16 protein-coding genes and 1 pseudogene are annotated in these 21,801 nt (G+C 48.6%); 10 read left to right on the top strand and 7 right to left on the bottom strand.

All coding sequences use genetic code 11. The annotated features are described in order from the left end of the window. The first annotated feature begins 19 nt into the window (after positions 1-19). From recC to MJO46_RS01675, 5 genes are all read left to right on the top strand, one after another. Positions 20-3,748 (top strand): exodeoxyribonuclease V subunit gamma, encoded by a 3,729-nt coding sequence (gene recC, locus MJO46_RS01695; protein WP_253987827.1) that lies wholly within the window; start codon positions 20-22, stop codon positions 3,746-3,748. After that, entirely contained in the window at positions 3,745-7,539 is a 3,795-nt protein-coding gene (gene recB / locus MJO46_RS01690; RefSeq protein ID WP_253987826.1) for an exodeoxyribonuclease V subunit beta, read from the top strand. The genes recC and recB overlap by 4 nt, the downstream gene beginning before the upstream one ends. After that, the gene (recD, locus tag MJO46_RS01685) at positions 7,536-9,638 is read left to right on the top strand and encodes an exodeoxyribonuclease V subunit alpha (protein WP_253987825.1); all 2,103 of its coding nucleotides are present in this window, start codon (positions 7,536-7,538) and stop codon (positions 9,636-9,638) included. The genes recB and recD overlap by 4 nt, the downstream gene beginning before the upstream one ends. Before the next feature lie 9 nt (positions 9,639-9,647). After that, entirely contained in the window at positions 9,648-10,043 is a 396-nt protein-coding gene (locus MJO46_RS01680) for a hypothetical protein (RefSeq protein ID WP_253987824.1), read from the top strand. Between the two features lie 88 nt (positions 10,044-10,131). After that, the gene (locus tag MJO46_RS01675; protein WP_253987823.1) at positions 10,132-10,770 is read left to right on the top strand and encodes a PolC-type DNA polymerase III; all 639 of its coding nucleotides are present in this window, start codon (positions 10,132-10,134) and stop codon (positions 10,768-10,770) included. Positions 10,771-10,883: 113 nt separating this feature from the next. On the opposite strand, the gene MJO46_RS01670 is transcribed toward MJO46_RS01675, so the two are convergent. From MJO46_RS01670 to MJO46_RS01655, 4 genes are all read right to left on the bottom strand, one after another. Further along, a complete protein-coding gene (locus MJO46_RS01670) occupies positions 10,884-11,573 on the bottom strand; it encodes a hypothetical protein (RefSeq protein ID WP_253987822.1) in 690 nt (229 codons plus the stop codon). Between the two features lie 167 nt (positions 11,574-11,740). Beyond that, on the bottom strand, positions 11,741-12,097 hold the full coding sequence (locus tag MJO46_RS01665; protein WP_253987821.1) for a hypothetical protein: 357 nt from the start codon (positions 12,095-12,097) through the stop codon (positions 11,741-11,743). 135 nt (positions 12,098-12,232) lie between these two features. Next, positions 12,233-13,279 carry a LacI family DNA-binding transcriptional regulator gene (locus MJO46_RS01660; RefSeq protein ID WP_253987820.1) on the bottom strand — a complete coding sequence of 349 codons (1,047 nt, stop codon included), beginning with the start codon at positions 13,277-13,279 and terminating at the stop codon, positions 12,233-12,235. 104 nt (positions 13,280-13,383) lie between these two features. Then, positions 13,384-14,112, bottom strand: coding sequence for a DUF3334 family protein (locus tag MJO46_RS01655; protein ID WP_253987819.1), 729 nt, complete (start codon positions 14,110-14,112; stop codon positions 13,384-13,386). 351 nt (positions 14,113-14,463) lie between these two features. Between MJO46_RS01655 and MJO46_RS01650 the strand changes: the two genes are divergently transcribed. The 5 genes and pseudogenes from MJO46_RS01650 (at position 14,464) to crr (ending at position 19,291) form a co-directional block, all read left to right on the top strand. Next, positions 14,464-16,101 (top strand): methyl-accepting chemotaxis protein, encoded by a 1,638-nt coding sequence (locus MJO46_RS01650; protein WP_253987818.1) that lies wholly within the window; start codon positions 14,464-14,466, stop codon positions 16,099-16,101. Between the two features lie 170 nt (positions 16,102-16,271). Continuing rightward, complete coding sequence (locus MJO46_RS01645) at positions 16,272-16,667, top strand: ACT domain-containing protein (protein ID WP_198783327.1); 396 nt, start codon at positions 16,272-16,274, stop codon at positions 16,665-16,667. Positions 16,668-16,691: 24 nt separating this feature from the next. Next, complete coding sequence (locus MJO46_RS01640) at positions 16,692-16,949, top strand: HPr family phosphocarrier protein (protein ID WP_198783326.1); 258 nt, start codon at positions 16,692-16,694, stop codon at positions 16,947-16,949. 55 nt (positions 16,950-17,004) lie between these two features. After that, a pseudogene (gene ptsP, locus MJO46_RS01635) lies at positions 17,005-18,711 on the top strand (phosphoenolpyruvate--protein phosphotransferase). Positions 18,712-18,781: 70 nt separating this feature from the next. Then, the gene (gene crr / locus MJO46_RS01630; RefSeq protein WP_198783324.1) at positions 18,782-19,291 is read left to right on the top strand and encodes a PTS glucose transporter subunit IIA; all 510 of its coding nucleotides are present in this window, start codon (positions 18,782-18,784) and stop codon (positions 19,289-19,291) included. 86 nt (positions 19,292-19,377) lie between these two features. On the opposite strand, the gene MJO46_RS01625 is transcribed toward crr, so the two are convergent. From MJO46_RS01625 to MJO46_RS01615, 3 genes are all read right to left on the bottom strand, one after another. Next, entirely contained in the window at positions 19,378-20,538 is a 1,161-nt protein-coding gene (locus tag MJO46_RS01625) for a cupin domain-containing protein (RefSeq protein WP_253987817.1), read from the bottom strand. A 172-nt stretch (positions 20,539-20,710) separates the two neighbouring features. Continuing rightward, positions 20,711-21,298, bottom strand: a complete 588-nt coding sequence (locus tag MJO46_RS01620; protein ID WP_198783322.1) for a cytochrome c3 family protein — start codon at positions 21,296-21,298, stop codon at positions 20,711-20,713. Between the two features lie 8 nt (positions 21,299-21,306). Continuing rightward, entirely contained in the window at positions 21,307-21,792 is a 486-nt protein-coding gene (locus MJO46_RS01615) for a nitrate reductase cytochrome c-type subunit (RefSeq protein WP_253987816.1), read from the bottom strand. Between the last annotated feature and the right edge of the window lie 9 nt (positions 21,793-21,801).

The raw sequence follows: 21,801 nt of genomic DNA, 5'->3' as shown, positions 1-21,801 counted from the left end.
ACAAGATCACGGGTTGAACATGTTAACGTTAATCCAGTCCAATCAAATGGAAGTGCTCTGCGCCCATTTAGCCGCATACCTTCGCCAGCGCGTACCAAGTGCACGCCTACTGCAAAGCGAGCATATTTTGGTGCAAAGCCCCGGCATGTCAACTTGGCTGCGCCTCGAAATAGCCAAGCAGAATGGGGTCGCCGCTGCACTGGAATTCCCTTTGCCCTCGAGCTTTACCTGGCAGCTCTGCCACGAGCTATTGCCCAATGTGCCCAAGGATAATGCTTTTACCAAGGCGGCCATGACCTGGAAACTGATGCAACTGCTGCCACAGCGATTAGCCGATGAAGCCTTTGGCCCTTTAAGGCATTATTTAGCCTCAAGTTTCCCTGAATTAACGCAACCGAACACTGAAACACATGCTCAAACCGATAATCCCTTAGATCAGATCAAGCTCTACCAGCTCTGTGGCCGTATCGCCGATATCTTCGACCAATATTTAGTCTACCGTCCCGACTGGATGTTAGCGTGGGAGCAAAATACCCAGTCCGAAGACATTAAGCTCACCGAAGAACAGGCGTGGCAGCCACTGTTGTGGCGCGCCCTTGTGGCCTTTAACCGTGATGAACTCAAGCAAAGCCATTACCACAGGGCCAACCTGCACGCTGACTTAATTGCTAAACTTGAGGATCCCACGACTTCCTTTGCCAAGTTACCCCAACGCTTATTTGTGTTTGGCATTTCTTCAATGGCGCCACAAACCCTTGAAGTGCTTTATCATTTGGCAGGCCGAATCGATGTGGTCATCCTAGGGCTCAGCCCCTGTCAGCACTATTGGGGGGATATAGTCGATCCCCGTCACCGCGCCCGTATGGCGGTGCAATATGCCGGTAAACGGCAATTGGCGGAGCAATGGGAAGACAAACTTGAGGTGGGCAATCCACTGCTCGCCAATAACGGCAAAATGGGCCGCGAGTTGCTCGATATGCTGCTCGAACTGCCAAGCGAACACTGTGATTTTGGCCATGATGTTTATTGTGAGCCCTGTCATAATCCGAATGATCCCCAGAGTCGGGCCAGCATGCTCCACGGGGTGCAATACGATATTTTAGAGATGCAAACCTTAGATAGAGTGCTAGGCCCAGATACCGAGCTTTATCAAAATACCCGTGCGCGGCGCATCCTCAAACGGGACGATGAATCGATTCGTATCATCAGTTGCCACAGCCCACTGCGGGAGGTCGAAACCCTGCACGATCACTTGCTCGATCTACTCGACCGCCACAACCACAACCTAAGCCAAGACCAAGCGCCGCTATTACCTAAAGACCCATTATTACCTAAAGACATTGTGGTGATGCTGCCCGATGTCGCCGCCTATGCCCCCTATATCGATGCCGTCTTTGCCGCCAAGCAAGGGTTAGAGTACATTCCCTACGCCATTGCCGACCGTGGCGCCGCCCAGGAATCCCCGCTGATCAACAGTTTTTTAAATCTACTGGGCATCAACCAGAGCCGCTTCGGCCTGACCGATATTCTGAGCATACTGGAAGTGCCTGCGATTCTGCGCCGCTTTGGACTCGATGATGACGAGCTGCAACTGATCCGCCGCTGGCTGGATGATGCCGGAGTCCGTTGGGGGCGGGATCAGCACAGTCGCCTTAAACAAGGTGTTCCCGCCTTCGAACAAAACTCCTGGGCCTTTGGGATCCGGCGGTTAATTTTAGGCTATGCCCTCAGTGACGATGCGCCCCTCTATCTGGATAACTTAGTGGTCACGGGCGTTGAAGGTCAATCGGCCCAAGCACTCGGCAAGTTACTCAACTTTATCGAAGTCCTCGATAACACAGCGCAACAATTTGAACGACCCCAAACAGGGACGGCACGTTTAGCCGAGTTAAGCCAGATGCTTGACGACTTCTACGCCACCGATGAGGATGAGCGCGAGCAATTACAGGAAATCCGCGATGCCATCGCTGCATTAGAGCAGGAATTGCTCTGTGCCGCCCCAGCCGCCCAGCCGCCAGAGGCCCTGTTGTCAAAGACACTGTCGTCAGAAACAATAGTGGGGCAGCCTATCGCCAATACACTCACCCTGAACATTGAGGTATTGCAGCAATGGTTTAATCAACGCTTAACCGAGTCCCGTGTGGGCCAACGCTACCTCGCCGGGAGCGTGAATTTTTGCACCTTAATGCCGATGCGCTCGATTCCCTTTAAGGTGGTGTGTTTACTGGGAATGAACGATGGGGTTTATCCTAGGATGACTCACCCTGTGGGCTTTGATTTAATGGCCCACTTTGGGGCGCGTAAGGGCGACAGATCCCGCCGCCTCGATGATAGATATCTGTTTTTAGAAGCCCTGTTATCCGCCCGCGAGCAGCTCTATATCAGCTATATAGGCCGCAGTGAGCGAGACAACTCGGAGCGAATAGCCTCTATGTTAGTCTCTGAGCTAATTGAGTATTGTCAGCTTTGTTACCTACCAGAAAACCTATTACCCGAGCTTGAGACCACTACAGCAGAAGCTGCAGAAGCCGCCCTATACGGCGCGATTGTCAGCCACCAGCCGTTGCAGCCCTTCGATCCTCGCCTGTATCGCGCAGCGAGCAGTGAACATCCGAATGATGCCGGCATAAAACAGAGCTACAGCAAACAATGGTGTCCACCCAATAAGCTGTTGCCTCGTCAGCACTTTATTGATGCCGATACCCTGATCCACAGTTTGGAATACCTGCCTACCGATACCGACAACGCCGTGGATATGGCCCATCTAGAGATAGCCCATGTGGATGTCTCTGCTTTAATCCGTTTTTTCCGCAATCCGGCGCAATACTTCTTTAACCGTAGCCTGAAAGTCGATTTAAGCATTCGTATTCAAGCGGATGATAACGATGAACCCTTTGGATTAGATTCCCTCGAACGCTACCAGCTACAGGCCGAGTTACTGGACCATAACATTAGCCAAGGCATAACAACCGCCGATATCGATTTTATTGAACGCCTTAAAGCCAAGGGGAATCTCCCCATGCGTCCCTTCGATGAACTCCTGTTACGCCAATATCAACATGATATTTCACCGTTAATTGGCCGAACCTTATTCCTTAAGGGAGAGCAGCCGAGTCGCCATGGGGATATTAAGCTCCACTTTGACCTCGATAATCCCCTAGGCCAAATACGCACATTCCTCCTCGAGGGCAGAATCGACGATATAAGTCCTAAGGGACTGGTCAATTACCGTCCCGGCAGTGCCCATGGCCGCGATCTGCTGCGCCTGTATATTCGCCATTTATGCTTGATGGCGATGGGCCACACCAACGCCAGCTACCTGCTCGATATGGGGCATTTCCATGCACTGTCCCCCATTCATCCCGAGCAGGCCCACGCACTTTTAGGGGATTTACTGCACTTATTCTTCGAGGGGCAGCAACATCCCCTGTGCTTTATGCCCAGAACCTCCCTCGCCTACGCCCAAGCCGAGGGCGAACATGCTGACAAATTGAAGGAGGCCGAGCCTGAATGGCTAGATGAACAGGGCGAAATCGGCGAAGGCACAGAGCCGCACTATCAAAGACTGTTTCAGTTCCCCAAGGACTTTACCCAAGCCCGCTTTGGGGCACTGGCGCTACGCATTTATGCACCTATGGTGAGCTTATATCACAAGGGTACCTTAGCGGAGCTGGAGGACTTTGCCCTTAACGAAGGTATGAACTTAGCGGTAACCAATTCCAGCAGTGAAGAAGGAGCACAGGCATGAGTCAACCTATAGGCTTGGGCTCCCATAAACAGCCACAGACCCTTAATCCCTTAACTTTGCCCTTTAGTGGCAGCCGCCTGATCGAAGCCAGCGCGGGAACGGGGAAAACCTACACTATTTCAGGGCTATATCTGCGATTACTCCTAGGGGATATCAATGGGTCCGGTAACGGCGACACGACGCCCCTCACCTGTGAGCAAATCCTAGTCGTGACTTTTACCAATGCCGCCACCGAGGAGCTAAGGGATCGTATTCGCCGCCGTATTCAAGTCGCCTTTAAGTGTTTTTTAGGCTTAAGTGTGGACGATCCCTTCGTTGAAGTGCTTTACCAGAATACTCCAGAGGATCAGCGACCTATTGCCCTAAGGCGCTTCGATTTAGCATTAAAGTCCCTCGATGAGGCGGCGATTTTTACTATCCATGGTTTCTGTCAGCGGATTTTAGCGGATCTCGCCTTTGAGTCTTCCCTCCTGTTCGAGTCGGACTTCACCTTAGACGACAGCGAGTTTTTGCACCATGCGGTGCGGGATTTTTGGCGTGAAACCTGTTACCCCCTGCCCGATGACTTAGCCGAAATCATTGCCAAGGCATTTACGGATCCCGATAACTTAGTCAAACAGTTGCGCCCACTACTCGGGGCGAGCCAAGCGACGCCTCTGGTGCCCACGGCAAAATTTGCCACCTTAGCCCAATCACTGCAGCAAAGTTTAGCGCGCTTTAAATTGGCCTGGCCCCGTGGCCGCGATGGCTTGCTCGAATTGCTCCACAGCTTGCCCTTAAATGGCACCCGATTTGGTAAGGCAAGCGATCAATACCCCAAACTTGCCGAGATGTTCGATAGCCTAGATAACTGGCTCGCCTCGGGTCGTGGGCTGCCATCGCCAAAAGCCCTAGAGGCTTTATCCCTATCACAGCTAAAACTCAATAAGGGCGGCGTGATCCCAAGCGCAGAAGAGGCGCCGTTAATGGCGCATATAGAACAGCTCGCCACTCTTATCGCCGAGATCAAACCGGCGTTTCTATACAGTGCCAAACAGGGGATAAGCGCGCGTTTTGCCAAGCAAAAGCAGCAAAAAAATGTGCTGACCCCGGATGATCTGCTGACGAGCCTTGAGGCGGCGCTGAGCGCCAACCATCAGACTTTACCTAGGGCCGTGGCGAGCCGCTTCCCGGTGGCGCTGATCGATGAATTCCAGGATACAGATCCATTACAATTTTCAATTTTCTCAAAAATTTACCAACTAGATGGCTCACAACATTCCAAGGATACCCCAGCGGCAGATAAGCCACTTGGCCTACTGATGATAGGCGACCCTAAGCAGGCGATTTATGCCTTTCGCGGCGCCGATATCCATACCTATATCGAGGCCCGCAGGGCCACGGCCGAGCACTATCACTTAGACACGAATTATCGCTCGGGCGCCAATATGGTCGCGGGGGTGAATCATCTGTTTAGCCAGCATCCAAATCCCTTTATCAGTGATTCCATCCCCTTTGAGGCGGTTAACACACCCAGTGCAGCCAAGAACAAAGTCTTAACTGAGAAAATACCGACTGCGGCATCCCTCAGATTAAGGCTGCTCAGTGAAACCGAAAATGGCCTCAATAAAACCTTAGCGAGGCAAATACTGGCGGAGGATGCGGCGGCAGAAATCACTCGATTATTGACCGATGCGGCCAATGGCGAGTGTCTCACCCCTAAGGGACCATTAGTGGCTAAGGACATCGCCATCCTAGTGCGGGACCGTAACGAAGCGGCGGTGATGAAAACCGCCTTAAATAAACGCCATATTGGCGCGGTGTTTTTAAGCCGTGACAGCGTGTTTAACACCCTAGAGGCGCGGGAAATGGTGTTAGTGCTGCGCTCACTGGCCGATCCTAAGGATGAGCGCGCCCTACGCAGCGCGCTGGCAACTGCATTATTAGGCTATAGCGCAGAGCAAATTCATACATTTAATCAAGATGAAGAGCAGCGGCAGCAACTATTGGAGCAGTTTTTTAATCTGCATCAAATGTGGCAAAAACGCGGCATCATGCCCGCCCTATTAAGCCTCGCCAATAGCACTCATCTTATCGAACGCCTATTAGCCGCAGGCAACACGAGTATCGAAGATGGGCAAGACAATCCCCAGGCCGACAATATCGACGGCGAACGGCGTTTAACCGATTTTCGTCACCTTGCCGAGCTATTACAGCAAAAATCCACTGAGCTGGATGGCATAAGCGCCTTACTCAATTGGTATGAACAACAACTGATTGATAATACAGGCACAGATGAGCAGCAATTGCGGCTAGAGAGTGAGCAGAATCTAGTACAGATTGTCACTATCCATAAGAGTAAGGGCCTTGAGTACCCCGTCTGTTTTATCCCCTTTGTCAGCCTTGCGCGGGACAATCGTCGCAGACCTTCACCTATGCTTTACCACAGGACCAATGCCCAAGGTGGGCAAGAATTGGTGTGGGATATTGAGGGTACGGACGAAGGCTGGGAGCAGGCCAAGCAGGAAACCTTAGCCGAAGATCTGCGCCTCTTATATGTGGCGCTCACCCGCCCCGTTTACCTCTGTTATTTATCGGTTGCCAATCACAGTCGCCAACTTAAAAACGGGCTCAAGAGTCAGTTGCATGAAACCGCCATAGGCTATCTGCTGGGCATTGATGACGACAACTGTGACTTTAGCCGCCTATGCCAAGCGGTGCAGCATCTTACTCAAGACCTTGATGCGATTAATTTTACCCTAGTGCCCGAGCATATCGACCTAAGCTCACTGCCCTCAAGCCAAGATGAGGCGCAGGTCTTAAGCGCTAAAACCGTGACCCGCCACTATATAACGCCCTGGCGGGTCGGCAGTTATTCCGGCTTAGTCAAAAATACTGGCCAAGGTAAGGCCAAACCCGGGGCCGATGATGAAGCCCTAGGAGCACTTGAGCTAAATGGCGCCGCATTGGGCCCAGCGACGCTGAATCTATTAGGGGAAGTCGCCAGCGATCCTCAAATTGGAGAGCAAGATCCCCTCGCCTTGAACCGCTTTAACTTCGAGCGCGGCGCCAATGCGGGTAGTTTTATGCATTTAGTGTTAGAACTCATTGATTTTACAAAGGCTGAAATCGATTTAGCACAGCATTTGCCTAAGGCGATGCTGCAATACGCTATTGCCCCAGAATGGCAAGCCGTGCTGCAGGCTTGGTATTTGGACTTGTTGCACGCCCCGCTCACACTGCCCCCGAATGAAACTGCACCATCGGATGCAAGCGCTTCTTCGCTCTGCCTTGCCAAGCTCGCCCCACGGGACACTTTAGTCGAGATGGAGTTTTACCTGCCCTTAAGCGCGCTTAAGGATACAGAGCTCAATACGCTGTTGCTGCAGTATGGCTACGAATCGAACCTCAAGTTTGACGAGCTTGAGGGAATGCTGAAGGGATTTATCGACTTAACCTTTGAATATCAAGGCAAGTTCTATATTGCTGACTATAAATCCAATCATTTAGGTGACTCGTTCCACGCCTACCATCAGGGAGCTCTGCAACAGGCGATAGCCGAGCATAGGTACGATTTGCAGTACATTCTCTATTCCTTGGCTCTGCACAGATACCTCGCTTTACGTCTACCAGACTACGACTACGATATGCATATTGGTGGTTGTTACTATCTGTTTTTACGGGGAATGTCGGCGCAGCAGCCGGGATTTGGCGTCTATTATGATAAGCCGCCCAAGGCACTTATTTTCGCCCTTGATGCTTTGTTTAAGCGCAGTCAATTAACCCCAAAAGCGGCAGGAGCCATAGCATGAACACCACACTTGGGCCAAATCTAGCCTCAAACCGGGGTATCATCCACGCTAAAACCGCCGAAAACTGGCTTGACTATGGTGCAGTGCAACTGACCGCCCCTATCGAGGAACTGCTCAAACGCTGGGAGTTAGAAAGGCTGCTGACACCACTCGATCGCCATTTTGCCCTCGAAATGGCCCAGTTACACCCTAAGGATCAACAGGATCCGCTGTTTATCCTGCTGTGCGCCCTACTGAGCCAGCAATTATCCTCCCAACACAGTTGCCTAGTGCTGGCCCATCTAGTGCCACTCAATCCTCTGGCTGAACAATATAGCCATTGTAAACTTATCCTCAGCCTAGCGGAGCTCAACGACAGATTGCAAGCCTTTGATGCGGTTGGTCATGCGGGCAGTAATAAGCCACTAATCCTCGATAATGGCAGGTTGTATCTACAACGTTATTACCAGTTTGAAACCAAAGTCGCGGCGGCATTAGTGCGGCTCTCGCAGCAATCGAGCCTTGAGAATGAACAGGATCCCAGTGGCAATCTAGGGCAGTATTTAGATCAATTGTTCCCAGCGACAGCGGGAAGCCACGCCATCGACTGGCAAAAAGTCGCCACGGCAACGGCGCTCGGTAAAAAGCTGGCGGTGATCACCGGCGGCCCGGGCACAGGTAAAACCACCACAGTAACTAAGCTGTTGTTATTGCAACAAATGCTTAAGCCTGGGGAAATCCGCCTCGTCGCGCCAACGGGCAAAGCAGCCGCCCGTTTAAGTGAATCCATTAAGGCCTCTAAGGCTCGCCTTGCCAAGGTACTGCTAACTTTGCCTAACGCCAGCACAGCGGACTTAAAGGATAACGAGGCACTGTTAAGGGCCCTAGATCAGATCCCCGAGGAAGCCTCAACCCTGCATAGATTACTGGGGGTGATCCCCAATTCCGCCCAATTTCGCCACCACGCAGGCAATCCCCTAAGGCTCGACCTCTTGATTGTCGATGAAGCCTCTATGGTGGATTTACCTATGATGGATAAACTGCTCAGCGCCCTACCCGAACACGCCAGCTTAATTTTGCTTGGGGATCAGGACCAACTCGCCTCCGTCGAAGCCGGAGCCGTACTCGCCGATATTTGCGCCGGGCTAAAGGTTGAAGATCAGCCGTTTGGCGAGCAAGCCATTCCTTGGCAAATGCGCTATTCCAAGGAGCAGGCAAATCTGCTTAGCCGCTTAACGGGTTTCGATTTAAGTCCCTATATCAGCGACTCGCCCAAACTTGGCGACAGCCTGTGCATGTTAATGCACAGCCATAGATTTAAGGGCGATGCGGGAATTGGACTGCTCGCCAGCGCGGTCAATCGCTCCGATTTGCCAGGGATATTACAGGTATGGCAACGGGGATTTGCCGAACTTAACTGGTTAGAGCATGGGATGGACACTAATGCGACCCAGACCAAAATCAGTGAGCCTGAAAACAACAGCGGACTCAATGCTCTGCTTGAACAAGCGGTGAGTCTCTATGGCAATTATCTCAATCCCTTACTCCAAGGCGCCCGCCCAAGCACCTTTGATATTATCGAATCCTTTAACCAATACCGTATTTTATGCGCCATGCGCTCGGGTAATTATGGGGTCGAAGGGATCAACGGCTATGTCACTTTGGCCCTCGCCAAGGCGAAACTTATCCAGCCACAGCAGGAATTTTACCTCGGTAGACCCATCATTATCCAAAGCAACGACTATAACTTAGGGCTATTTAACGGCGATATTGGACTGATTTTACAAGACGAAGACAAACCCGAGCGATTAATGGCCCACTTTATTAAGGCCGACGGCAGCCAACTTAAGGTATTGCCCGCGCGCTTACCGCGCCATGAAACCTGCTACGCAATGACAGTGCATAAAAGCCAAGGCAGTGAATTTAATCAGGTAGCCTTAGTGTTGCCGCCTAATCCCAGCCTAGCCCAGTGGCAGTTACTCACCAAGGAATTAGTCTACACCGCCATCACCCGCGCAAAAGCGCATTTTACCTGCCTAGGCACCCAGCCCGTTTTCGAGCGTGCCAGCAGCCAAATCACCCAAAGGGCATCAGGACTTGCTGCTAGGCTTTGGGAATAAGGAGCAACATTGAACAATAACGGCATAATTAAACTTCAAAATTTACAGCAGGTTATCGCCCTATTTGACGCCATAGCGCCCGAGGCGATTTTGCCCGCAGAATACTATGATAAGACTCGGTATATTCCCTGGTCAGCATTCGATGCAATGCAGGTCTATGCCCTCGATTTTGAACCCTATCTCTCCATCGCCGAACGCTGCAATATGACCTATTTTGGTATCAACCAAAGTCAGCGGCGCTTATACCTTACATACTTTAACGATGCGGGCCATGCGCCGCGTTGGGAAGCAAGACCCATCACCCTAGCGCAGCTTCTGGATACTGAATTAATGGAGTATTTACATCAAAATCATGCCTATAACTTAGGGCTTAGAATAAGTATGGATCTGCACTATGATATTTAAGCTCTGATAATTGCAGACAACTTAGCATCCATTTTGGTCCATTAAAGGGCCAAACACTTGAGTAAAATAGCGAACCTAAGACAGATTTATGCCTAAAAAACCCACATTTAGTCCCGCAAATACCTTAGTCGTGCTCGACTTTGAAACCTCTGGCCTGTCTCCCAATCAAGGGGATCGCGCCATCGAAATCGGCGCTGTGCTCATAGAACAAGGTGTGATAACCGATCGATTTTCAGAGTTAATGAACCCAGGATTTAAGATCAGCGCCTTTATTGAGGACTACACGGGGATCAGCAATCAGATGCTTAAGCATGCGGCGCCCAATCACGAAGTGATGGCCCGTTTTGCTGACTTTATCGGCAATCATCATCTAGTTGCCCATAACGCGGCATTTGACCAACGCTTTCTCGATGCCGAATTTGCCCATATAGGCCATCAATATGCGGGGCAATTTGGTTGCTCTTTGCTGGTGGCGAGGCGTTTATATCCCTTAGCCACCAATCATCAACTTGCCACCTTAGTTCGCTATAAACAAATCCCCAACGACGGCACCTTTCACCGCGCCTTAGCCGATGCGCAGATGACCGGCCATCTGTGGCTCACCATGCTCGATGACTTACAACGAGACTACGCTATTTCTGCACCGCCATTTAGCTTACTGCAAACCCTAGCTAAAAAAGCAAAAGCGGATGTACCCAAGTTTTTGCGTCAATACGGGGGAAAATAAACCCGTTCATAAAAGTGAGGGCTCCCTTGTAGGGCCCTTATAGGGGAATAAAGGCAAAATTCATTCGGGTGTAAATGACTGTACCATTAAGATGGGACTTCAAGCTTTTCATCTTATTCGCAATAACTAGCCCTAAATACTCCTTGCAAATCTAAATGTGGAGAACCTAACCAGTGACTATCAACAAAAGTAATTCCTTTTACTCCAAACCGTTCCATATCCTCTATTGAATAGTCAAATCCCTTAATATTAGTAATATTGAGGAAATGCAAAATAGACAATCCAGTTGGAACCTGTGTAATTCCACAGGTGGTAATTTGATAATTAACACCTACACGTTTAAAAAAGGCTGTCTCTTGTTCACGCCATCGATTGGTAAACTCATGTCCGGATTTAACTAATATATCGATGTCAGGTTGATATGAACTTCCATGCCATACTAATATTGATTGTTCCTGTAGATATTTATTATTTCCAGCTAAAAATACATAGTTTGCACAGGACGACGCACATACCATACCGACTTGCACGTCTAAGTTTCGATCTTTTATCCAAGAGCCTAATTCCATACCATCTAACACATCCCCACCTACAGAGCTTATTTCGAGTAGTGTGACATGAGTGTTCGACTTAAAAAGTGAAAATACTTGCTCATTCTTTTCATGGGTAATTTCACCTAAATAGATAATTCTTCCATCAGACAAATACACTTCATTCGGCTCTTGATGTGAAGTAGGTGCTGAGTTAAGAGCACAAGAGCCTAAGATAAAAAGGCTTCCAACCATAAAAAATCTATTTAACACAAATAATCCTTTATTCAAGAAGAGCGAAAGAAGTGCGAAGACTGATATAGATCCTGTTTGCGGCAAAATTGGGCAACTTGTTATACATCTACAAGAGGCATAACACCCGTCACGCGCGCGCAACTCGTTGCGAGTCGAGCGCAGAAGGTGCATTGTGCAGGCATTTGTTAGCCATTAACCGCACTCGCTAGTGTTAATGCGCTGATAATCCAAAACACCAACCATGATAAATGTTTACCTTTGGTGTAGTAAGCAGAAAAAACGCCACTTAGAGCAAATATAATGCTGACAGTAAAAAGTAATATTCTCGAATCAGGCAGTAACACTAAGAGTGCCGCAAAACCAAACCAAGCAAAACTTGTTATATGCCATGCAAACCGAAGAGTACCTTTTGTAAATTGATCACTTCCGAAAATATGTGGCAAATTATCACGCTTAAACAAACGGATCAGAATGTAGCGTTCACCAAGGATCGAATGAACTAAACCACATAAGATAAGTAATAATGACGCAATGATGAGCAAAATGCCTCCTACTGGCTAACGTCTTAGTATTTATGTGCTGCACTATTTGCAGGGCATCAATCGCTTGTTTACTAAATCTTAAATATGGCAGTATCGGCATAATTAATCATCTAGCAGTTTTGATTAAAAATAGATTTATAGTGCCTCTATTGGCGTACTGTCTATGCCGCAGGAACTACGGACCACTAATGTGGTTGGAATAACTTGTGGGCTGACTTCGATACCGCGGATCAGCTTAAGCACACTCTCCACTAAAATTTCGCCGGCTAACTGGGTATTTTGTTTAATGGTCGTCAATGGCGGGTTGGCAAAACTGGCAACGGGAATATCGTCATAGCCGACCACGGCAACCTGTTCCGGTACCGCGATTCCCTTTTCTTTGAGTGCCCGAATGGCGCCGATGGCAATTAAATCGCTGGCGGCAAAAATCGCATCAAATGTTGCTCCCCGTTCCAACAATGATATCGCCGCATCATAACCCGAGCTTTCCGTGCTGATGGCCGACACTTGTTTATTGCTATCAACGGGAATATTTGCCGCTTGTAAGGCTTTAACGTGCCCAAGGTACCTATCCCTAAACTCGGGGCTGTGGCTAGATGCATCGCCTAAGAAGGCAAATGCTTTACGTCCAAGGGAAATCAAATGCTCTGTTGCGATTAAACCGCCCTGATGGTTATCGCAACCAATTGACAATACAGACTTATTATTATGTTCAGCCCCCCAAATCACAAAATGGGTGTTTTGGGCCAATAACCGTTCGAGCTTTTGCTCGTAGTCCATATAATCGCCATAGCCGAGCAGAATAATACCATCGGCCTTATTACTGTCCTCGTAATCGGCGTGCCAATCGCTGGATAACTGTTGAAAAGAAACAAGTAAATCATATCCTTGCTGCGCGGTTGCCCGAGTGATCGACCCCAGCATCGACAGAAAAAAGGGATTGATTAACGAGTCATCATTGGTGGGATCTTCACATAATAGCAGCGCCAATGTATGGCTATTTTGGGTGCGAAGATTACTGGCATTTTTATCGACTTTGTAGTTCAACTCCTTCGCAATCGCTTGAATTCGCTGACGAGTCTCTAAATTGACTAACGGGCTGTTTCTCAGGGCACGGGAAACCGTTGACTGGGATACACCAGCACGATAAGCAATATCGATAGAGGTCGCTTTCGACGCCATAGCGGGTTTTTAACCTTAGTTATTATTTTGCGACGATACTAAAACAGTTCAATCAACTTGTATAGACGAATGGTTTAACATTCGTCTTACAAGCACTTATCTGCTTAAATGCCCAACTGATCGAGCAGATCATCGGCGTCAACATCATGTAATTGACTGGCGATTGCGGGCTTATCGGCCATCTTAGTCCAGGGTGAAACTGTGTTTGATGTGGCGGTCTGATTCCCATTTTGACCATGTTGTTCCAACAGGCTATCTGGGTCGAATTCTTCATCGTATTCAAACTCATCTAACTTAATAAATTCAGTTTTATCCATGGCGAATTCGAGGTAAAAAATATGGTTATTCTCGGTTTTAAAAGACACTCGCCTCGCCACAGGATCGTCGAGATTGGCGTCGATTGAAATGGTCAACTCTTTATTAATAGTCAACATTTTTGGCTGACTCTGGCTGATTGACGTCTGCAATTCCTTAGAGATTTTATTAATAAAATCACCGAGGATCTGGTTCATCAACTCCCCCATCACGTTGCCAACTTCATCGGAGGTGTGGGAAAACGCTAATTCCGCTTCCGGCATCCCCATGTTCAGCATGTAACGACGGTAAATTTCAATCGCGGCGGAGGCGGAAAAGTTGATAACGACTAGGCCTGAAAATCCACCATCAAAAATAGAAAAGCAGCCAAGATCGGGTTTAAGGCGGGTACGCGTGATGCTTTGTACCATACCCGCATGGCTCACATGGCTAGCACTGGTATGGGATAGCACATGGGCTACCGAGTGGCATAACTTCAGTAAAATATCATCCGAAGTGACAATTGTATTTGTAGTCATAATCGATTCTCAAACTAAACAGTAAATTAATCTTGCGCGTAAATACCTAAAAAATCAAAACTAAAACAATTGATTAGCTGAATTTTGCTCGAACTTTAACTTAACAATGCTATAACCCATTGATATTTAATCATTCACCAAACAACAAAGGGTCGGTTACCGCTCACTTAATAACAAGGGAGGTGACTTGGCAATCAATTCCATCACCCTCGCCTTATCAATATCCTGCTTAAGATCAAAAAATACTAATATTCCTAACAGCTTTACACGAAATTTGAACATACGCGATTCTCTTAAAAAACATTCGCAGGTATATTGTGGCGCAATATCTTGCTCGTCTAAGGAACTCAAATGATCACATTTTTGCGTCGATTTACCATACTGCAACGGCTGATGATGATGTTAGTCATGGCAGCCATTGGCACTGTGTGTTTTGCGAGTTTCTCGATTAAAGAACAGTACAGCAATTTAATCGATCAAAAATGGCTGCAAATTGATGGCCAATTAGGCAGCATCTTAAGTATTGTTGATGTATACCGTCAGGATGCACTTAAGGGTAAAACCACCGAGGAGGAGGCCAAAAAAGCCGCCGCTGAGCTTATCAATCAAACCCGCTATGCTGGCGCCGGTTACTTTATTGTGATTGATGATACCAATCAAATATTGGCCCATGGTGAAACCCGCGAGCTTATCGGGACATCGGCGCTCAATTATCGCTTACCCAATGGCACCAATCCGTTAGCAACTATGTTGCCCTTAGCCCGCAGTCAGTCAAAAACCTCCTTAGAATATCCCATCGCTAACCCTGTGACTAAGGTCGTTGAGGATAAACTGGCCACTGCTCGTTATTATCCACAGTGGGGCTGGACTATTATCACCGGGGCATATCTGAGTGATGTTAAGCAAAGCTTAAGTGCGGTAATTGTTGATTATCTGATTATTATGTTTTTAATTTCAGTGCCTATTTTTGCATTTTTCCTTGTGCTGAATCACTCAATTACCTCGCCCCTTAATGCTGCCATCGACGCGCTAGAAGATATCGCCCAAGGTGAAGGCGACTTGAGCCAACGCATAAGCACCCAAGGTAAAGATGAAATTGCTCACCTTGCCCTCGCCTACAATCTTTTCGCGCAAAAAATTGGTGATATGGTGGGCCATTTACAACCCCTAGGCCAATCCCTCGATAACGACGCCAAACAGCTTATGCTCGCCGTTGAAGCCTCGAACCAGAGCGCTGAGCATATTCACCGTGAAACCGGTAGCGTTGCCACTGCAGTCAACCAAATGCTCTCGACTACCCATGAGATGGCAAGCAATACGCAGCAAGCCGCGGATGCCGCCACCAGCGTTAAGGATCAAGCCGAGCAGAGCCAAGTGGTTATCGATAACACTGTGCGCAACACTGAAAAACTCGCCATTGAACTTAAAGCCTCAGAGGCCATCACCCAAAAACTGGGGGTTGCATCTGAACAAATTGGCAGCATTCTCGATGTGATCCGGGGTATTGCAGACCAGACTAACCTGTTAGCACTCAATGCCGCCATTGAGGCCGCAAGGGCGGGCAGCCATGGCCGAGGATTTGCGGTGGTCGCCGATGAAGTGCGCGCACTGGCCAATCGCACCCAGGATTCGACCAATGAAATTCAAAAAATCATCACCGAAATCCAAACCGGTGTCGGCTCAGTGATGAAGAGTAATAGTCAAACTCAGCATCAATCCGACGAACTCCAGGCCCAGGCCCGCGAAGCTGGTAAAGCCATGGCGGCGATTTTGCAGCTTATTGCCCATATCAGCGATATGAACACCCAGCTTGCGAGTGCGACTGAAGAACAGTCCCTTGTAACCGAGGAAATTAATCGCAACATCTGTAATATCTCAGAATTGACCGAAGTGTCGGTCACGGCGAACGAAGGCAATAGCCGCGCCGCCCAATCACTCAAAGATATTAGCCAAGATATGTCGCATACCTTAGGCCAATTCAAAATCTAAACCGCAGTACTCAATACACAGCTATGCAGCAAAAGGAGGCGTTTAAGGACGCCTTCTTTTAGTTTACACTGTGGCGCACGTCTGCCTATCTTGGCGTTTATGTTATAAGGTATGCTGTAACCCATTCAAACTAGGCTGCCTAACTTGCAGTGCCGATTGAGGAACCATCAATGCGCATGACCTTAGCCGTCCACACGCGGCAATACACTATCCATAGCTTTAGCCCTAATGCTCAATTACCCAGTGAGGTATTTGCAGAGGAAGTGTATTTTATCGGCAAGACGGAGGAAGGCCTTACTCTAGTGATTTCCAGCGACATTGAACTCGACAGTCTCGAACAGGAGCCAAACTGGTGCTGTTTAGAGGTTTTAGGGCCGTTGGGATTTTCAATGACTGGCATTCTGTCTAAAGTTTCTGGCACCCTAGCGGACGTACAAATCAGTATTTTTGCGCTTTCGACCTTCGATACCGATTATATTCTCGTGAAAAAGAATCGCTTAACCAGCGCGATTGCCGCCTTAAAAAAACAGGGCTACCAAATTATCGAGCCAGAAGCAGCGCCGTAACACGCCCATAAGAGTCTATCCAATATGTACGAAAAATCTGTCACTATCACCGCAAAACATGGTATCCATACCCGCCCAGCGGCACTCTTAGTTAAAGAAGCTAAGACCTTTGATTGCGATGTATTAGTGGAATGCAATGGTAAACAAGCCAGTGCTAAAAGCTTGTTTAAATTACAAACCTTAGGTTTGTACCAGGGGGTTACTGTGAGAGTGTTTGCCGATGGCGAGCAGGCACAGGAAGCCGTTGAAAAAGTATCAGCGCTCTTAATTACCTTAAGTTAAACTTTGCTGTTACTGGCAGCTAAGACTCGATTGTAGGAATAAAGTAGGAATAAATATGTCGATTACGGGGATTATAGTGTCATCGGGGATTGCCTTTGGACAGGCACTGCACCTTAACCACACCGAAAATCACCTCGATTATCGCCCTATTCCCCTTTCACGGATCCCGCAACAACAAAGCAAATTTGTCAAAGCATTACAGGCACTTCAACAGCAACTCAGCCACAGCCAAGCCAAACTCGAAAGTGAATGTGAAAATTTTCAACTGATCGAGGCCGATTTATTACTGCTGCAGGATGAAGAACTCCACGATCAAGTCAAAGAGGCTATCCGGACCCTGCAATTATCGGCAAGTGTCGCGGTAGAGCGTATTTTTGCGCATTAAGCCAACGAGTTAGAGTCACTGGACGATCCTTACCTTGCCAACCGTGCACAGGATGTCCGCTGCCTAGGGCAACGCCTGGTCGCGGCCATTAATGGCCGATTAGATCAAGGGCTTGAAAAACTCACCGCGCCGACGATTCTGCTGGCACAGGACCTCACCCCCGCCGAATTTGCCCTATTACCCAAGGAGCATATTAGCGGTATCGTTCTTAAAACCGGTGGCTTAACCAGTCACACGGCCATTTTGGCGAAGGCTGCAGGTATTCCGGCGATTTTAAGCTGTCAGTTTGATGCCGAGTTTATCCCCAATGGCACGCCATTAGTGCTCGATGCGCTCAACGGCGAACTATGCGTTAACCCCAATCCAGAGCAACAGGCACGCTTAACAGTCACCCTGCACCATGAACAGGCAAGACGCGCCGCATTACAGACCTATCGGGATGTTCCCGCTAAGACCCTTGATGGCCATCAAATCGGGCTTCTCGCCAATGTTGGTAATCTAAACGACATTACCCATGTGAGTGATGTCGGCGCCGACGGTATTGGCTTATTTCGTACCGAGTTTATGTTGATGAACGTCAGCACCCTACCCGATGAAAAAGCCCAATACAGCCTCTATTGTGAGGCCTTGCATGCCTTAGGTGGAAAAACATTTACTATCAGGACGTTAGACATAGGTGCAGACAAAGAATTACCCTGCCTGTGCCAAGAGATTGAAGACAATCCGGCCTTAGGTCTGCGTGGCGTGCGTTACACCTTAGCTCACCCGGAGCTATTTAAAACCCAGATCCGCGCGATTCTGCGGGCCGCCAACCACGGCCCTATCCGGCTAATGTTTCCTATGGTGAACCAAGTAGAAGAACTCGATCATATTTTTCAGCTTATCGCCGAATGCCAAGATGCCCTCGAGGAGGAAGAAAAAGGCTACGGCGAGCTGAGTTACGGTATCGTCGTTGAGACACCCGCGGCCGTGCTCAATCTGGCCTCTATGTTACCTAGACTCGATTTTGTCAGTATTGGCACCAATGACTTAACCCAATACGCCATGGCGGCGGATCGCACCAATCCACAACTCACCCGGGACTATCCTTCGCTCTCACCCGCCATTTTAACCTTAATCAAGATGACCATTAGCCAAGCTAAGCAAGCGGGTGTAAAAGTGTCCCTTTGCGGTGAACTGGGCAGCTCGCCCATGATGATCCCGCTGTTACTCGGCATGGGGCTCGATGAACTCAGTGTCAATTTAAACTCACTGCTAGAAGTGAAGGCCGCCATTTGCCAAGGTCATTTTGAACAATTTTCAGAACTGGCGCACACCGCGCTGCAACAAGATCGCATTGCAAGCCTACAGCAGTGTATAACAAGCTATAAATATTGAAATTTATTCGTTATGCTGCTTCACAAACCAAAAGAACAATGACAAAAACAAGCAAAAGGGGCTCAACATCATGGGATTTCTAAGCCGAATAAGGCGATTGGTATCGGGACAGGCCCATTTGGCCGGCGGCATCATGGTCTATGCCCCCGTGAGTGGCGATATAGTGGCGATTGAAAAAGTCCCCGACGTGGTTTTTGCCGAAAAAATTGTCGGTGACGGCATAGCCATCGCCCCTAAAGGCGAACTGATCCTCGCGCCAATTGATGGCACTATTGGTAAAATTTTCGAAACAAACCATGCATTTAGCATAGAGTCACCCCAAGGTTTAGAATTGTTCGTCCACTTTGGTGTCGGCACGGTTGAACTCAGGGGCAAGGGATTTAAGCGTTTGGCCGAGGAAGGTCAGCAGGTCAAAGTGGGCGATCCTATCCTGTCATTCGATATTGATTATCTAAAAGATCAAGTGGATAGCTTGCTCACCCCCGTAGTGCTCGCCAATATGGAAGACGTAAAATACCTAGATAAAGCCCAGGGAAGCGTGACCGCTGGCAAAGATGTGATCTTTACGGTACAGCTTTAATTCTCCATCGTGGAAGCATAAACAGTTGTAAAGGGCGCACATATTTGCGCCCTTATCTATTTTGTTGGGTTTATTGTTGGATCAGGCTATTCATCCTCCCCGTCACTCAAATCGTCAAAATACCAGTAGCCTAAATTCACCCATTCAGTCAGTTGTGCTCTAAATTCGGCATTGTTTAACCAAGGTGCAAGCGCAGCCTTACTTAACAGATTGCCATCACAGAGTAGCGGGATGACGTCAGCCAATTCAGCGGGGAGTTGGTAGCGTTCACCATTGATAAACACAACTCCCTGCCCAAGGCTTATCTCAAAATACAGACAACGTAAACCGCCCAGGCGAATAAGTGGCTGCTCGTCTAGCCAAGCGAGTACCTCATCCAGGATGATATCCAGCGGCTCATCGGGTAAATCTAAGGCACATTTTGACTGGGTTAAGTAGCGACCGGAAAACTCACTGACCAGGTCATCATTCAATACTTGGATAAGTTGTGACCGTAAACGCGTCAGATCAGCCTTGTCGACACAACCACTACGATTTGATACTTGACGGTCAGGATCTTCAATCTGCTGGGCACCTAAATCATGTTCAGATAAATGATCCGCTAATGCACTGACCATATCCTTTGCCGAAGCAGTACGATAACCCACCGAAAAACTTAGTGATTCTTCGAGTGTTATTCCATCGTGGGGAAACCCTGGGGGAATATAGAGAATATCGCCGGGTAATAACTCGGTATCGATTATCGGCTCAAAGGCTTCGGTGTGCAGTAGCGCAGGGTGGGCAGCAAACTCACGGTGCGGGCCACGATCCCCCACTCGCCAGCGACGACGTCCTGAACCCTGACAAATAAATACATCGTAGAGATCGATATGCGGCCCGACACCACCGCCTGGAGTCGCATAGCTGACCATCACATCATCGAAGCGCCAACGGGGAATAAAATCAAAGCATTGTATTAATGCTTCGGCATCGGGTAGCCAGTTATTCAGCGCCTGCACTATTAGAGTCCAATCCCGCTCACCGAGTTTGTCATAGGAGTCAAAGGGGCCAAACTCCGCATGCCATTGCCCCGCCTGCTGATAAACTCGCCGCGATTCGACTAACTCATCCATCGCTAAGCCCGCCAATTCCTCTGGGGACACTAAATCTTGAAAATGCTTAAATCCTTGACGGATCACCAGTGGCTTTTTCTGCCAGTACTGGGCTAAAAACGCTGCGGGGGTTAAACCGTTAATATCGAGTTGCATGGATTACTCACGGACAAAACAGGGATTTATAATGATGAATGCTAACAGGAACCTAAGGGGAGAAAGCTCGATGGGATCAACAAAGTGTTAAGTCCTTTTATAACTGTGGCCCCAATAAAAAGGCCAAGTGTGGAATGCACTTGGCCTTAGGGCGATGATCAATCTGGCAAGGTTAGAAGCCTTCCACCCCTTTCATATCAGGGAGGTGGTGAGCAATACCCTTATGGCAGTCGATACAGGTTTTTTCTCCGCTCGCCAGCGAGGTGGAGTGCATCTGCGCCGCCCGAGGTGATTGGCGAGTAAAGTCCATATAGGTAAAGTTATGGCAGTTTCGACACTCTAAAGAGTCGTTTGCCTTTAACCTTTCCCACTCGTGCTCCGCCAGTTCACGACGTTTGCTTTCAAACTTCTCACGGGTATTAATAGTACCAAACACTTTGCCCCACACTTCCTTGGATGCCTGCATCTTGCGGGCGATCTTATCGGTCCAATTGTGTGGCACATGGCAATCGGGACAAGTCGCACGCACACCACTGCGGTTAGTGAAATGGATAGTCGTCTGTAACTCTTGGTAGACGTTATTTTCCATTTCGTGGCAACCGATACAGAAAGCTTCTTGGTTAGTGGCTTCAAGCGCGGTGTTAAAGCCCCCCCAAAAAATCACCCCCGCCACGAAACCACCTAAGGTTAAAAAACCTAGACTGTAGTGCACACTCGGGCGATTGAGTACTTGCCAGATTTTTTTCAGTTTATCTAACATGCTGACTCCTAGTGTTTTTTCTGCTCGGTGTTGGCTTTAATAAGATGTTCCATATCTACAAAGTCGTTTTCGACTAGGAGTTTGGCATCTAACTGCGGCACATGGCATTGAGTGCAGAAATAACGACGCGGAGAGAGCTCGGCTAAAAAGTTATTATCCCGATCCATATAGTGTGTCACGCTGACCATAGGCGCTTGGGAGTCACCGGTGCGGCTTCTCGCATGGCAGGCCATACATTTATTCACTTTAAGATCCAATTGATAGCCATCAATTTTATGGGGGATCACTGGCGGCTGCATCGGGTAATTACGCACCTCTTTAACATCTGTGTTGCGTACTGTTTGCATCGCCGGTGGCGTAAGCTCGACATCGATCGGCGCCTGACGCAGGGTATCGATTTTCTCATCGGGAACACTGGCTGCCGAGACGCTGGCCATAAAGACTAAGCCCTGTGCGAGTAAGCCTAATGTTGAGACTAATTTGAATGTTTTCATTCCGTACTC

It is taken from the genome of Shewanella sp. KJ2020 (assembly GCF_024197625.1).
In the GTDB taxonomy this organism is placed as follows: domain Bacteria; phylum Pseudomonadota; class Gammaproteobacteria; order Enterobacterales; family Shewanellaceae; genus Shewanella.
The sequence above is the reverse complement of the archived record's forward strand: the minus strand, read 5'-3'. Positions and strand labels throughout refer to the sequence as shown.

Coding starts and splice junctions, on each gene's coding strand:
- recC (WP_253987827.1), top strand. CDS start 20: ATGTTAACGTTAATCCAGTCCAATCAAATGGAAGTGCTCTGCGCCCAT.
- MJO46_RS01655 (WP_253987819.1), bottom strand. CDS start 14,112: ATGACTACAAATACAATTGTCACTTCGGATGATATTTTACTGAAGTTA.
- recD (WP_253987825.1), top strand. CDS start 7,536: ATGAACACCACACTTGGGCCAAATCTAGCCTCAAACCGGGGTATCATC.
- MJO46_RS01675 (WP_253987823.1), top strand. CDS start 10,132: ATGCCTAAAAAACCCACATTTAGTCCCGCAAATACCTTAGTCGTGCTC.
- recB (WP_253987826.1), top strand. CDS start 3,745: ATGAGTCAACCTATAGGCTTGGGCTCCCATAAACAGCCACAGACCCTT.
- MJO46_RS01615 (WP_253987816.1), bottom strand. CDS start 21,792: ATGAAAACATTCAAATTAGTCTCAACATTAGGCTTACTCGCACAGGGC.
- MJO46_RS01650 (WP_253987818.1), top strand. CDS start 14,464: ATGATCACATTTTTGCGTCGATTTACCATACTGCAACGGCTGATGATG.
- MJO46_RS01620 (WP_198783322.1), bottom strand. CDS start 21,298: ATGTTAGATAAACTGAAAAAAATCTGGCAAGTACTCAATCGCCCGAGT.
- MJO46_RS01660 (WP_253987820.1), bottom strand. CDS start 13,279: ATGGCGTCGAAAGCGACCTCTATCGATATTGCTTATCGTGCTGGTGTA.
- MJO46_RS01625 (WP_253987817.1), bottom strand. CDS start 20,538: ATGCAACTCGATATTAACGGTTTAACCCCCGCAGCGTTTTTAGCCCAG.
- MJO46_RS01640 (WP_198783326.1), top strand. CDS start 16,692: ATGTACGAAAAATCTGTCACTATCACCGCAAAACATGGTATCCATACC.
- MJO46_RS01645 (WP_198783327.1), top strand. CDS start 16,272: ATGCGCATGACCTTAGCCGTCCACACGCGGCAATACACTATCCATAGC.
- crr (WP_198783324.1), top strand. CDS start 18,782: ATGGGATTTCTAAGCCGAATAAGGCGATTGGTATCGGGACAGGCCCAT.